This is a genomic window from Paenibacillus sp. PAMC21692 (genome assembly GCF_014303795.1).
Lineage (GTDB): Bacteria > Bacillota > Bacilli > Paenibacillales > Paenibacillaceae > Pristimantibacillus > Pristimantibacillus agaridevorans.
In genome coordinates, this window is the sequence record NZ_CP060293.1 from 4,443,690 (window position 1) to 4,456,720 (window position 13,031).

Consider the following 13,031-nt stretch of genomic DNA (forward strand, 5'->3'; position numbering starts at 1 on the left):
TAGACAAACCTGAAGATCGAAGGGAGCGATTGACATGTATGATGTTGCTATTATCGGGTCTGGACCTGCAGGAGCGAGTGCGGCTATCTTTACGGCTAAGGCTGGCAAAAAAACGATCGTGCTGGACGCCGATCAAAGTGTTACTAAAAGGGCCTGGATCGAAAATCATTACGGCGCGCCCGAAATCAGCGGGCCGGATCTCGTAGAGACAGGCAGAAAGCAGGCGGCTAAACACGGAGCGGAACTGGTTGCTTCCAAGGCGGTTGCACTGGAGACTGCAGGCGAGAACCTCCGTGTGCAAGCGGAAGATGGCACGGTTTACGAGGCGAAGCACGTCATTCTAGCAACCGGCATGTCGGTTGAGCTGGCTGAAGCTAACGGCGTGGCGGTGAAGCCGGGAACGGAGCCTCGCATCAAAAGTATTGTAGATTGCGATGCGGAAGGCAAAACTAGCTTGGCCGGCGTATGGGCTGCGGGCACTGTTGCAGGCGTAAGCATGCATACGATTATTACCGCGGGAGACGGCGCGAAGGTCGCTATTAATGTGATCAGCGAGCTTAACGGTGCTCGTTATGTCGATCATGACGTACTGAAAGTGAACGGTTAGTCTAAGAGATTCAAATCGATATGGCCCAATAAATAACGTAATGATGAAAACACATATGATAGCAGCTAGTCCGGGCGCTGCCCGGACTTTTTGTGTTGTCAAATTTTAGTAGGCAAATAGACCCTGATATAGTATGATGATACTCATATTTTGAACCATTAGGGGAGGGTACGGAATGGATAGGGAACTGCCGCCGCAGTCGGATATTGTTATGCAGTCAACGCGCAATAAGTCTTTGGCGGAGAGAATTTGGCAATACAAATTTCATTATATCATCGTCATACCTGCATTTTTTCTCGTTTTTGGATTAAAGATCATGCCTTTCCTGAACGGACTGCATGCGTCATTTCTGGAATACAAACCTCATTTGGGGATCGGAGGCAGCCCATGGGTCGGGTGGGATAATTACAAGGCACTCTTTCAATCGCCCGAATTCCGGAGCGCATTGGGTAATACTTTGACTTACAAGATCATCTATATCGTTGCCGGAGGCGTGCTTGCCTTTGGAGCCGCATTGGCGTTAAGCGGTATTCGATCGGGAAAGCTGAGAAGCTGGATAACTTCGATGCTTGTTTTGCCCTACGTCATTCCTTCCGTCGTACTTGGGCACTTCGCGATGCTGATGTTTTCCGCCACTTCATCTCCTTTGGGACCGACAGACCGCTTGCTGCTTGGAGAACCGGGACCTTTCAGAATCATTCTTCTGGCGTTGGAGCTGCTGAAGTATGGCGGCATTCCGATGATTATTGCTCTGGCGGCGATTTCTGCGACGCATTCCAGGTTCGGCGACGGTATTAGCGGTGCGACGTTCGGTCGTTTGAATGCGCTTCCCGCCGCAAAGGCGGTTGCGGCTGTTATGCTGCTCCAGCTCGCCATGATTACAACGACGGATTTCGAGCTGCTGCATACTTTGTTTAATCCTCTTGTCATGGACACGGCCATGACAGTTGATCTGTACGTTTATCAGATGGGCTTCCTTCAAATGAACACTGGCCCGGCATTTTCGGCTACGATTCTTTCGTATGGACTGCAGCTTGCGCTCGCGCTGGCAGCCTATTTTATCGTACGAGGAACCTTGCTGAATTCGTTGTTTCAGCGCGATGCCGATCCGGCTGCCGATTTAAAAGGCGGCTCTGCGGTTGCCGGAGGAGTCGTTGGGGTTGCAGGCACGGGACTCGTGTTGTTTATGCTTTACTTTATCTTCGTAGATCCATTTCTAAGTCAAAGCTCAACGGAAACTTCTTTAACCGAGCTTCTGCGGCTGCCGAACGTGGCACTGGGCGCCGTACTGTTCTGGGGAGCGACGCTGATTAGCATGCTCGTTACGATTACCCTCGCCTATCCGATGACAGCGCGCAATCTGCCGGGCGGGACGTGTTATCGGATCATCCTGATTGCCGTCATGGGCATCGGAACGGGGACGTTATTCGAATACTTGCAATTCCGTTGGCTGGGCATGGTGAATACCATATTCCCGATAGCCATCGTCGGCTTTATTAACATTGTTTCGGCATTTGTGCTCAAAAGCATTTTTAACGGCCAATACGGCCATTTGAAGAAGCAAGCGGAGCTCGAGGGACGGGGAGAGTTTGCCACGCTTTTCACCTTGTTTTTGCCGAAGATATGGAAACCTTTGCTGGCATTAGGCGCGCTTCAATTTATCGTGTTATGGAACAGCTATCTTCCATCGTTACTGTATATAGCGGATTCTTCCAAACACCTTGGCATGATGCAATTTCTTAATGCGATGTATATGAGCGATCAGTTGGGCATCGACCGCAGCGACCCCATCCTGTATCGGATCGGTGCGCTCCTGAGCCTGCCGCCGCTTATTCTATTCCTGCTTTTGCGCAAATGGATCGTTGGCGGGGTGCTGTTAGGAGGATTGTTTAAAAGGTAGTTCAATTATTAGAATGATGAAAACGCCTATTCTAATACGAGTTCAAAAAGTTTGGTTTTCAGCACCGAGAAGATTGAATGAAGGTAGAAAGTGAGGAGCGGAGCGTAGTGGAGCTACGTGAGCACCGGAAGTTTCGCCTGAATTCAATATTCGATGTCGAGTAAGCTTCGTGGCATACTTCGTGATCAAAAGCGGACTTTTTGAACAACCTCTTCTATGAAATTCGGGTGCTTCATATAGTAGTAACAACGCTAGATTGAATTGGGGGTTGTTACTATGCTGTACAAGCTTCGCGAAAGACTCGTTTCAGGCACCTTTTTTGCATCCACGTGTTTGTTGTCCATGGTATTAAGTGTAGGGTGGGGGTTGGCCGCAGACTCTCACCCGACTACATATGCTGCCTTGCATACGGAAACAGAAGGGGCAGGCGGCCTTTCGACATTTCTGCAGCCCGCTCCTGAGCCGAAGGTCTCTTTCCTTGGCGGGATCCAAATGTTTCCGGGATGGGAGGACGCTGCGTTAACTGCTCCAGATCAAGGCGGAGCAGCACTGGCAACAGCTGCCGCTCCTTCTGCATCCGCGGCTCCTGCTCAACCATCCGTCTCAAATACTCCGGACAAGCTTAATGCTGCGTCAGCTCCAAATGACAAGACGGACAAGCCCGCTGCATCGGATGCCACATCAGCGACTGCGCCGGCGCCTCCCGCCAAGGACAAGCCCGTCAGCGTCGCAAGCTCCTCGCCTCGCGTGCTGGTCTATCATACGCATAACCGCGAATCGTATTTCCCTGAACTCAAGGAAGGAACCAAAAACGCCAGCTCCAAGACGATAAACGTCACGCTTGTCGGCAAGCGGCTGACGGCCAGTCTGCAGAAGCTTGGCATTCCCGCCCTGCAAGAGAAGATGGATTATCCGACCACGATCTCCAAGTTTAATTATGCCTACTCCTATAAGTATTCCAAGCAGACGGTTGTCGACGCGCTAAGCGAGAACAAGGAGCTGACGTACCTGCTCGACATCCACCGCGATTCCTTAAAGCGCAACAAAACGACGGTCGAGATTCATGGAAAAAATTACGCTAAAATCCTGTTCGTCATCGGCGAAAAAAATCCAAACTGGAAGGACAACAAAGCGTTTGCCACGAAACTTCACGAAGCGTTAAACGCCAAATTCCCGGGCATCTCGCGAGGCGTGCTCACGAAGGCGCCGGGAACGGGCAATGCAGAGTATAACCAGTCGCTGTCGAAGAACAGTCTCGTCGTCGAGATGGGCGGTGTCGACAATACGCTGGAAGAAAACTACCGAACTGCGGACGCCTTGGCCGCCGTCCTGCATGAGCTTGACCAGAACGGCAAGGTTTAGCTGTCCCGCAGCAAACCTGTATTTTGAATAACCGTCACGAATTCAACCTCGCAGTTGAGCCGGGGCAAATAATCTTCTCTCCAATGCTCCAGCTGATCGCGGGTCAGATTCGACCGGAAATATTGCCCGGTAGCCAGTATATCCGCCCGGGTAGTTTTCATCTTGCCGATAATGTTGTCGTATCGGCTCTGCAGCAGCTTGTTGACCTCCTGTCTGATGCTCTCCTGGGAAGGCGAACCTTTCGTCTCCAGCAATGTCACCTTAAGCCGAATCTTCGATTTTAGATACGGGATGCCATTTTTCATCGTATGCCGGTGGACGGTGGCGCTGCTGATGATCTCGACCGTCGCGTTTTTCATGACTTCAATCTTGCCTTGCGCGCTGCTGCCCTTAAACGAATTGACGATCAACGTCTCCCCGGGGGTTAAGTTGCCGACCATCCGTCCGCTGCCGATGATGGCCGAACCTCTGCTCTCGATCACGGTCCCGGTGCCGGATCGGATGATCGGTATAGAGACGTCATGCGTATAGGAGTTCATGCTTCGGAACACTTCCCAGATGGAGGATTCCGCAACCTGCGGATTCCAACCGGCGTTTTTCTCGAAAAAGCTGAGAAGGACGGTTCCGTTGTTTTTGTGGAAGGTATTAATGTTTTTAAAGAACGTTTCCAGCGGTTCGTCGCAGATCGCGACCATTACCTTGGCGGAAATGTCGTGCGCGCGCATAAACGATTCGATGACGTCTCCCAGCCCTTCCTTGGCGAATTGGTCCTCGAATAAGATGAGCTTCAGATGCAGCAGATCGATTTGGCTTTCCATATTGGTGCTTATTTTATCGACAATATCGTTAATGGTCGTTCCCTTTCCTTCGATCACGCGAAGAGCGGTGGTTCCTTCCGTCGGCTCCGGCACCTGCAAGACGACCTTGTATATGCCATCCCGCTTGGCGATGCCCATGACGATCGGGAGGGAGCGATGATTAATGTCTTTGTTATCCCAGCAGCCTCCGGCGGGAAGCGTGAGCAGCATCGACAGAAAGACGGCAATCCAGCGAAGTTTAAAGGATCTACTACCCATACGCCGCGCCACCCTTCCGCTTGTAAAGAAGGCCCAGGGTCAGCGTAACGCCCGGAATAACAAACATGACGTATAGTCGGAGGAATGTATTCCACCAAATCAGCTTCTCCAGTTGCTCCCAGTCGTCGATGCTTACGCAGATAACGAACAAGACAAAGGCGATGGTCCATACGATAGACCACGTCCGCAATGCAATCACCTTTTGCGCCAAGTAGGCAGCGTTCCACAGCATAAGCGAGATAAAAAGTAGGACGAACGCGATCATGCTCATCGTAAAGAACAACGACGAGCGCTCGAACATGAGCCAGTTCACCTCTACGATATCTGTCACGAAGATAAACGGGAACATCAACCTGGAGGCCGTGCTATGGCCGAAGGTCAAGAGCGGAACATAGACGGCAATCCCGTACAACGGCAGCAACAGGAAGCTGGCATACCGCATATAACGCTGATTGAATGCCACTTCCGGTTGAACGAATCCGAGAAAGACGAAACTGCCGCCCACCGCTAACAATCCCATCAGGAAGGAGCGATTGTAAACGAATGACCATTGGAATGCTCCGCCTTCGAATAGGGGGAGCAGGTAATGCCAGTCCACATGCTGAAAGGACGAGACCAGCACGAACAAGGTGGGAGGCATGCATAACACGAGCAGCAATAATCCCGTTCGCAAGATGGCTTCAATGCCTTGCATTGCGAGAAAGGCTGCAATGATGGCCGTTAACAGCATCGTTGCCCAGAGAGGCGTGCTGGAGAGAAAAATGATCGTAATCATTTCCCCGTACGACCGGATCGAGATGACGATGACAGCAAGCAAATACACAAAGACGGGGGCGAGCAGCAGAAAAGCGATCCACTTGCCGGCGTCAAGGAAAATGTCCACGACATTTCGGCGATCGAAAAGACTTAGCCCTTTCATGTAACTCCATACGACTATGATATGAAGCAGGAAACCCGTCAGAATGCCGATCCAGTGACTGACCTCCATCGCTTGGATCATATTGTCCGGATAGAGGAAAAAGATGACGCCGATATGCGTCAGAATATACAGATTCGCCACTTGCCAGGTTTTAACCATTCGGCTCACCTCTCGGTTTCATCATGTGCATGTAAGGGATGCCGAACGAGGTGACGCCGGCCATATAGGAGCAGACCAGGAACAGCCCGGCGAGCAGCCCCATTACGCCGTAAATCGCCGATAATACGACAAGCAAATATTTGAACAGCCGAATGGTGACCGAGTTCTGGAAGCCGACTACCGCCGAGTTTGCGATCGTTGTCGCCGCGAGAATAATAATAAGCAAATTGCTGACGAGTTTGGCGCTGACGACGGCTTGTCCCAAAATAATGCCTCCAACCATAGTGAGCGTGGGACCGATGCTTTTGGGCAACCGAATGCTCGCTTCCAGAATCAGCTCCAGGATGACGAGCAGCAGCAGCGTTTCGACCAAAGACGGATAAGGCACATCGATCCGACTCTTGGCGATCGTCAGGGCGAGCTCTATGCGCATGACGTCCGGATTAACCGAAACGAGAGCGACATATAAGCCTGGAATGAGAATGTTGATCAAGACTCCGAACACGCGCAAAAAACGAATGGCATACATAAAGATGACGGGGAAGCTGCGATCGTTCTCCACGGCAAACATATCCCACATCAGGCTGGGAAGGATGATGGCGAAGGGCATCCGGTCCATAAACAGGACAACCTTGCCTTTGCTTAAAGCCGTCTCCGCTTCCTGCGGCAGCTCGGAGGTGTTGAACTTGGTCACGAGCGACCACTTTGAGAAGCCGAGAGCCGTCGACAGCTGCTGCAAATTTTGAATGTTCATTTCTTTGTTCTTCTCGAGCATCGCTACGATTGCATCCCGAAGCCGAACGTCCACGACGTTATCGTTGCATAACAACACAATCCGCTTCTTCTGAATCGTCCCCAGCAAATAGGAATGAACATGTAGAGAAGGGGAGGCGACATGCTTGCGAATAAGTCCTATGTTTGTATCGATATCCTCCACGAAAGCGCTGATCGAGCCGCGCAGCACATTTTCCGTCGTAGGCGGTTCAATCGTACGCGAGAGGGGACGGCTGACAGGCGCGACAAGCACGTAGGCGTCGATTCGCTCGAACCAGAGAATGAGGTGACCGGCCAGCATGGATGACATTAATTGATGCTCTGTCGGCTCGGTTACGATAGGTCCAAGGTTGCCGATCACCGACTCTAGCGGCAATCCCGTGTTAGTATCCTGGTGAACTTGCTGCTGAATATGCAGGAGCGAGGCGTTAAAATCGATCAGGGAGCTCAACCCCGTCAGTTCTACTTCCAGGCCGGACAACGTCATTCTCTGAAAACGTATATCGGCATTTAGGCTTGCCCGATGTTTCAAAGCTTGCAGAATCGTCATGAGATGCTCCTAAGTGAATGCTTTTCTTAGCAGTATCCCCATAGCGGCTATCTCGCCATACCAAAAACCGGCAGACAGAAGTCTACCGGCCAATTGTGGAGATGGATCGGATTAAAAGATGCGTTTCGACCAGCCGTTTAACTTGGCGAACGCTTCCGCATAATAATAATCGCCATAGATTAATGATACGTTGATGTTCTGTCCGGCAGGCTTGTGGCCTGTGCCTTCAACGAGAATGGCTTCGTGCCCAGGACGATCCCATGTTGCGTAGTTTTCTGTCAGAGAATGCAGGATACGGCGCGCCGCATCGCCATAAATTCGTTTCTCCTCCACGCCTACTAACTCGGATAGCTCCAGCAAGCCGGAAGCGGCGATGGCGCCTGCCGATGTATCGCGCGGTTCGCCTTCGATCGGATGCGCCCGGAAGTCCCAATGCGGAACATGATCTTCGGGCAGCGAGGCGATAAAATAGTGCGACACGCGTTTCGCCGCTTTCAGGAAACGATCCTCTCCCGTACAACGATAGGCAATCGCTAGACCGTATAAAGCCCATGCATTGCCGCGGCTCCAGGAAGAAGTGCCCGACAGACCTTGTCCGCCCAACTGCTCGAGGAACTCGCCGCTCTCCGGATCAAACGACAAAATATGGCAAACAGAGCCGTCGTCGCGGATCGCATGTTTCAAGAATGTATCGGCATGACGGATGGCGATATGCTTGTAGCGGGGATCGCCGGTCGTGCGGCTCGCCCAGAACAAAAGCGGAATATTCATCATGCAGTCCACGATGGCCCAGCCGATGGCTTCATCCGTATTCCATGCGCGGATAAACTCACCTTCGACGTTAAAGCGTCCGGCCAAATAATTGGCGGCTTTCAAGCCGATGCGCAGCGCTTCCTTATCTCCCGTGAGCTCGTATTTAAATACGGCAGTAGGAAGGAACTGAAAGCCTACGTCATGATGCAGCCCGATGGGATGCTCGGAGAAGCAGCGCTCTAGCTTTGCGTCCCAGTCCCAAGCTCCTTCTTTAAACGATTCCTTGCCGGAGACGTCGTACATCAGCCACTGCAAGCCCGGCCAGAAGCCGGATGTCCACCAGCTATGGCGCAGATCGTCGTAGATGCCATCCTCTCGGGCCACATGGGGCGACTTGCCGCCAATTCTTTTCATCATATCTTCTACTTTGTTCGTGATAGCGGTCATCGTTTGGTTAACGTATGTTTGATCCATCGATTGGTCAGCTCCTTGTCATGTTTCTTATGCTCCAAGTATAGCGCCTGACAAACATACAAAGTTGCAGTACAATGAGTGAAAATGTTGTTGTATTGACATTACATAACATGCGGAGATGAAGGAAAATGAAGGATTTATTCTATAAGTCGATCAATCCCCAGGGCAAGCCGTTCCTGTGGTCCCATCGGAGATGGACGCAGGAGCCGTTCGACGGTTATTATCATTGGCATTGGGGTTTCGAGATGCTGTTCGTGCATCAGGGGAGCGGCGTAGTGATCGTCAATCAGAGGAGGTATGAAATGCGGCCTGGATCGCTCTTCTTCTTTTTGCCGAATCAACTGCATAAGGTGCAAGCGGATATAAACGAAGAGCGGCCTTACGAGAGAAGCATCATCCATTTCGAGCCGGCTTTCCTGGAGCGTTTCCTGCCGCCGTTTCCTTCTCTTAGAGATTCGTACATGCGGATGAAGAAAGGACTGCTTCGGAAGCAGAGCTTGGAGCTTTCTGCCTGCCAGACCGAGCTGGGAGCAGCGTTCGACAGCTTTCAAGGAGTCATTCATGACAGTGGTGCGGGAGGCGGGGAGGAAGAGGGGGCAGCGATCCTTCTGCTGCAGCTGCTGGCCTTCATTCAGCGCGGAATCGCGGAGCCGATAGCAGGGGAGGGCGTGAAGCCGATCCGTCATTCCGACGAAATCATGGCCTGGATAGAGCGGCATTATTCGGAGCCGTTCCAGCTGGATAAGCTTGCGGCGGAGCTGCATATGTCGGGTTCTTATCTGTCGCGGCTGTTCCGTCAGGAGACGGGCAGCAGCATTACGGGATACCTTGCTGCGCGTCGGATTCAGCAAGCATGCAGTCTGCTGCGCGGGAGCGACAAGCCGATCGAGCTGATCGGACAGCAAGTCGGCTTGCCTAACGTTTCTTATTTTATCCAGCTGTTCAAACGAACGATGGGCATCTCCCCGCATCAATACCGTCTGAAGCTGTAAGAGGTTGTTCAAAAAGTCCGCTTTTGATCACGAAGTATGCCAAGAAGCGTGCTCGACATCGAATATTGAATTTGAACTCGAATATAAGAAGCGGGCTGCCCATCACTTTACCGTTTCAGCTTGAAGTGCACGACGGCGCTATAAAGGAGCCGTTCTGTACAGGGATTGAACACCACCTGGTGAGAGACGGAATGAACGTCGAGCATTAGCGCCTTATTGATATCAATCGCCCGTTCGATCTGGCCTTCCAGCGACTTCAAGTCATCCGCCTCGTATAACTCGACCTTGGAATCCAGTAGGTCCAGCTTAAAATCCATAACATTACCCTCCTGCTTGTCAACTGAATCGTAATATGAAGATCGAATTCTATTCTAACCGATCTTGCGGCGGTATCCAATAACGATCCGATTATGATACTATAAAGAACATTAGGCTGGTGGAAGGGAGGGGCGGCTAATGGGCAATGTGCCCGGTTCTGTATGGATATTTTCGGTGATCATTATCGTATTGGTGACCTGGATTACCCTTTGGGTGACGAGGAAAGCCTATTCGAAAAAATGGGACGAAACCGATGAATGAGATAACCTCTATCGTGGCCTTTCGGAGATGAGCAACCGCGTCTAGAGGTGAAGGCGATCATCGCCCTCAGTAAAGCCAGGCGGCGGCGCCTGGTTTTATTGGCGTGTCGCGGGAAAAAAACAAAATCCCCAGAAGGTGATTCAAACTCCCAGAAACGTCCAGTCGCTCGCAGCCTATCCGACACGCCAGTCTCACAGCCTAAAGGACACGCCCGCCTCCACAGCCTAAAGGACACAGATGACGCTATTCTTCGATTTTTTAGGTTTTCGAAAATGTAACGGACACACACGACTTTATTGGCATCATCATCGCGCAAATTGGCTTCGTTACGACTCATTAGTGTTTTTCCTGTCCGTTAGATTAGTTTGAGGTTGAAAATCGGACAAATAGCGTCGCTGGTGTCTGTTAGATTTTCAAACTCACCGACTATTGGACAAACGAAGCATACTTTTAGTTCCACAAGACTTATGGTTGCATAATCTCCTGAACAACAAAAAAACTTCCCCCGACCAGGTCGACGAGAAGTCTTGAAATTACTAGTTGTGAGAAAAAAATGGTGCCGTCGAGAGGACTTGAACCCCCAACCTACTGATTACAAGTCAGTTGCTCTACCAGTTGAGCTACAACGGCACATTTTGTTATCCCTGTGTTACTGGGGACAAGACATATTATTGCACAAAACCAAAAATGAATGCAAGCCATTTTTTGAAGTTCTAATTTTCAGAAAAGTAACAACTTTTGAGTAAATGAAACGCGCTGCTCTGCCAAAGGACGGCGACAGCCGTTTTACCTTGGCTTCGACTACCTCGCAAACCAGGCCAAGGATAATTTCCGCACTCCTTCGCGCAACAAGTCTTCCTGCATGCCGCCGAAGCCTAACATAACGAATTCACGCGCTTCCGCATTCGGGTTGCTCCAATGTTTGGCGGCGGGGTACACGAGGCAGCCGGCTTGCTCCGCTAACGCAACAAGCTCCATGGCATCTCTGCCCGGCACGCGCAGCAGGATGTGCATCCCCGACGAATCGCCGACGATGCGAACACGTTCTCCCATCGTGGAAGAAACGGCATCCGTCAGCGCCCGATACCTGGCTTGATAAACGCGCCTCATCCTGCGGATATGGCGTCCGTAATGGCCTTGCTTGATGAAAAGCCAGACCGCTTGTTGAATCATGGGGGAAACGGAGCAGCTGTAATTCGCCATTCGTTCTGTCATAACGGGAACAAGCCTGCGCGGAACAATCACATAGCTGAGTCTGGCGCCGGGCAGGAACGACTTCGACAAGGTGCCCAGATAGATGACGCGATCATCGTAATCCAGCGCCTTTAAGGAAGGGACAGGTCTGCTGCCATAACGGAACTCGCTGTCGTAGTCGTCTTCGAGGATGAGCGCATCGCTTGCGGATGCCCACTTAAGCAAGCGTTGACGTTTCTCGATGGACATGACCATTCCGAGCGGGAATTGATGCGATGGCGTCACGTAAGCGACCTTGGCCTTCGATTGCTCCAGAGCCGTGACTTGAATGCCGTCCGCCTCTATCGGGATGGAAGTAATGTGGCAATCCATGCCGGCAAGAACGCTTCGAACGCCGTTATAACCAGGCTCCTCCATGGCGAATTCGGCCTGTCGAAGACCGAGAATCTGAAGCAGGAGAGAGACGGTGTACTGGGTGCCCGCTCCGATGAAGATCTGATCAGGGGAGCAGACCGCACCGCGAGATTGATACACATAATCGCAGAGCTCTTCCCGCAGTCCGAGATGTCCAAGCCGATCGCCGTAGCCTAATATGCCGAATGGCGCTGCTGCTGCCGCATCGTTAACCGATTGCGTAAGGCACGACTTCCATATATCGTATGGGAAGCGGTCGAAGGCAATATCGCCGTACCGAAATTCGTAAGGGAGGAAGGAGGACTCCTTCCTGTTAGTTGAGTTCATGACCTCGTTTGCCTGATCGCCACACTTTTTATTCATTTCCACATACTGAACGGGAAGAGGATTCCACAGCTCATCCAACGGCTGTATAAGGAAGCCGCCCCTCTCTTTGCTCTCGACATACCCTTCGGCAACCAACTGGCCATAGGCAGCCTCCACTGTATTTTTGCTTATGCCCAGATGCTGGGACAGTGCCCGTATCGCGGGCAGTTTGCTTCCGCTTGGCAGCTTGCCGGCTTCGATCGCTTCGCGAATATAACGATACAGCTGAGTATAAAGCGGGGTACCTTTTTCCTTGCCAAGCGCAGGAGTAATGGATTCAATCATCGATAGATCTGTCCCCTTGAATTTTGATGTTTTTGTCACTTTTCTTGGTGACAATAGTTGCATATAGTGACAATAGCACAAGATTAGCGCAGTTGAGAAGGGGAGAAGCCTATGTTTACCGTAAGATTGAGCAAAAGAGTATGCCAAGACGAAAACAAAATAGCCGCATTTCTGGAGCAGGCGCAAACGGCTTTTCTCGGTTTGGCGGACGGTGGTATTCCTTACGTCGTACCGCTGAATTTTGTATGGATTAACGGATCATTTTATTTCCATGCGGCTGAAGAGGGAAGAAAGATGGACATTATGGGTCGAAATCCGGAGGCTTGCGTAACAATCGGGGAATCGTACGGCACGATCCCGCATCCCGTTCCCGCCAAGACGGATACGGCATATATGAGCGTGATGGCATTTGGCGCCATCGAACCCGTCCCGGGACTTGCGGAAGCAACGGCGGCCATGCAGGCGATGCTGGACAAGTATGCGCCCGGTTTCCACAGGGAACGACTGGCGAGCGTGCATGTGGAGCGGTACGTGTCGTCCATGGGCAGCAAAACCGCCGTCTTTAAACTGACGGCAAGACAGTTGACGGCAAAGGAGAGCGAGAAACCTGCGGGATAGGCTGGAGAG

The 13,031-nt window shown here is 51.5% G+C and carries 12 protein-coding genes and 1 tRNA gene; 6 read left to right on the forward strand and 7 right to left on the reverse strand.

All coding sequences use genetic code 11. The annotated features are described in order from the left end of the window. Positions 1 to 34 precede the first annotated feature (34 nt). From H7F31_RS17430 to H7F31_RS17440, 3 genes are all read left to right on the forward strand, one after another. Complete coding sequence (locus H7F31_RS17430; RefSeq protein ID WP_187099808.1) at positions 35 to 607, forward strand: NAD(P)/FAD-dependent oxidoreductase; 573 nt, start codon at positions 35 to 37, stop codon at positions 605 to 607. A 175-nt stretch (positions 608 to 782) separates the two neighbouring features. Beyond that, complete coding sequence (locus H7F31_RS17435) at positions 783 to 2,507, forward strand: hypothetical protein (protein ID WP_187099809.1); 1,725 nt, start codon at positions 783 to 785, stop codon at positions 2,505 to 2,507. Positions 2,508 to 2,999: 492 nt separating this feature from the next. Continuing rightward, complete coding sequence (locus H7F31_RS17440; protein WP_187099810.1) at positions 3,000 to 3,869, forward strand: stage II sporulation protein P; 870 nt, start codon at positions 3,000 to 3,002, stop codon at positions 3,867 to 3,869. On the opposite strand, the gene H7F31_RS17445 is transcribed toward H7F31_RS17440, so the two are convergent. From H7F31_RS17445 to H7F31_RS17460, 4 genes are all read right to left on the reverse strand, one after another. Further along, the gene (locus H7F31_RS17445; protein ID WP_187099811.1) at positions 3,866 to 4,945 is read right to left on the reverse strand and encodes a Ger(x)C family spore germination protein; all 1,080 of its coding nucleotides are present in this window, start codon (positions 4,943 to 4,945) and stop codon (positions 3,866 to 3,868) included. The two genes, H7F31_RS17440 and H7F31_RS17445, sit on opposite strands and share 4 nt — an antisense overlap. After that, positions 4,938 to 6,023 carry a GerAB/ArcD/ProY family transporter gene (locus tag H7F31_RS17450; RefSeq protein ID WP_187099812.1) on the reverse strand — a complete coding sequence of 362 codons (1,086 nt, stop codon included), beginning with the start codon at positions 6,021 to 6,023 and terminating at the stop codon, positions 4,938 to 4,940. The genes H7F31_RS17445 and H7F31_RS17450 overlap by 8 nt, the downstream gene beginning before the upstream one ends. Continuing rightward, on the reverse strand, positions 6,016 to 7,347 hold the full coding sequence (locus H7F31_RS17455) for a spore germination protein (protein ID WP_187099813.1): 1,332 nt from the start codon (positions 7,345 to 7,347) through the stop codon (positions 6,016 to 6,018). The genes H7F31_RS17450 and H7F31_RS17455 overlap by 8 nt, the downstream gene beginning before the upstream one ends. 111 nt (positions 7,348 to 7,458) lie before the next feature. Next, positions 7,459 to 8,574: a glycoside hydrolase family 88 protein gene (locus H7F31_RS17460; protein WP_187099814.1), complete on the reverse strand. Its 1,116-nt coding sequence runs from the start codon at positions 8,572 to 8,574 to the stop codon at positions 7,459 to 7,461. 128 nt (positions 8,575 to 8,702) lie between these two features. Here H7F31_RS17460 and H7F31_RS17465 point away from each other — a divergent pair, with 128 nt between their 5' ends. Continuing rightward, the gene (locus H7F31_RS17465) at positions 8,703 to 9,566 is read left to right on the forward strand and encodes a helix-turn-helix domain-containing protein (RefSeq protein ID WP_187099815.1); all 864 of its coding nucleotides are present in this window, start codon (positions 8,703 to 8,705) and stop codon (positions 9,564 to 9,566) included. A gap of 107 nt (positions 9,567 to 9,673) precedes the next feature. Here the strand turns inward: H7F31_RS17465 and H7F31_RS17470 are convergent, their stop codons facing one another. Then, positions 9,674 to 9,883: a DUF2536 family protein gene (locus tag H7F31_RS17470; protein ID WP_187099816.1), complete on the reverse strand. Its 210-nt coding sequence runs from the start codon at positions 9,881 to 9,883 to the stop codon at positions 9,674 to 9,676. Between the two features lie 139 nt (positions 9,884 to 10,022). Between H7F31_RS17470 and H7F31_RS34210 the strand changes: the two genes are divergently transcribed. Next, complete coding sequence (locus tag H7F31_RS34210) at positions 10,023 to 10,145, forward strand: hypothetical protein (protein ID WP_256975597.1); 123 nt, start codon at positions 10,023 to 10,025, stop codon at positions 10,143 to 10,145. Positions 10,146 to 10,699: 554 nt separating this feature from the next. On the opposite strand, the gene H7F31_RS17475 is transcribed toward H7F31_RS34210, so the two are convergent. Both H7F31_RS17475 and H7F31_RS17480 read right to left on the reverse strand, forming a co-directional pair. After that, positions 10,700 to 10,775: transfer RNA gene (locus H7F31_RS17475), tRNA-Thr, on the reverse strand. A 171-nt stretch (positions 10,776 to 10,946) separates the two neighbouring features. Next, a complete protein-coding gene (locus H7F31_RS17480; protein WP_187099817.1) occupies positions 10,947 to 12,404 on the reverse strand; it encodes a MocR-like pyridoxine biosynthesis transcription factor PdxR in 1,458 nt (485 codons plus the stop codon). Positions 12,405 to 12,515: 111 nt separating this feature from the next. Here H7F31_RS17480 and H7F31_RS17485 point away from each other — a divergent pair, with 111 nt between their 5' ends. Next, positions 12,516 to 13,022, forward strand: a complete 507-nt coding sequence (locus H7F31_RS17485; RefSeq protein WP_187099818.1) for a pyridoxamine 5'-phosphate oxidase family protein — start codon at positions 12,516 to 12,518, stop codon at positions 13,020 to 13,022. Positions 13,023 to 13,031: the final 9 nt, after the last annotated feature.

Coding starts and splice junctions, on each gene's coding strand:
- H7F31_RS34210 (WP_256975597.1), top strand. CDS start 10,023: ATGGGCAATGTGCCCGGTTCTGTATGGATATTTTCGGTGATCATTATC.
- H7F31_RS17445 (WP_187099811.1), bottom strand. CDS start 4,945: ATGGGTAGTAGATCCTTTAAACTTCGCTGGATTGCCGTCTTTCTGTCG.
- H7F31_RS17455 (WP_187099813.1), bottom strand. CDS start 7,347: ATGACGATTCTGCAAGCTTTGAAACATCGGGCAAGCCTAAATGCCGAT.
- H7F31_RS17460 (WP_187099814.1), bottom strand. CDS start 8,574: ATGGATCAAACATACGTTAACCAAACGATGACCGCTATCACGAACAAA.
- H7F31_RS17450 (WP_187099812.1), bottom strand. CDS start 6,023: ATGGTTAAAACCTGGCAAGTGGCGAATCTGTATATTCTGACGCATATC.
- H7F31_RS17435 (WP_187099809.1), top strand. CDS start 783: ATGGATAGGGAACTGCCGCCGCAGTCGGATATTGTTATGCAGTCAACG.
- H7F31_RS17470 (WP_187099816.1), bottom strand. CDS start 9,883: ATGGATTTTAAGCTGGACCTACTGGATTCCAAGGTCGAGTTATACGAG.
- H7F31_RS17480 (WP_187099817.1), bottom strand. CDS start 12,404: ATGATTGAATCCATTACTCCTGCGCTTGGCAAGGAAAAAGGTACCCCG.
- H7F31_RS17465 (WP_187099815.1), top strand. CDS start 8,703: ATGAAGGATTTATTCTATAAGTCGATCAATCCCCAGGGCAAGCCGTTC.
- H7F31_RS17485 (WP_187099818.1), top strand. CDS start 12,516: ATGTTTACCGTAAGATTGAGCAAAAGAGTATGCCAAGACGAAAACAAA.
- H7F31_RS17430 (WP_187099808.1), top strand. CDS start 35: ATGTATGATGTTGCTATTATCGGGTCTGGACCTGCAGGAGCGAGTGCG.
- H7F31_RS17440 (WP_187099810.1), top strand. CDS start 3,000: ATGTTTCCGGGATGGGAGGACGCTGCGTTAACTGCTCCAGATCAAGGC.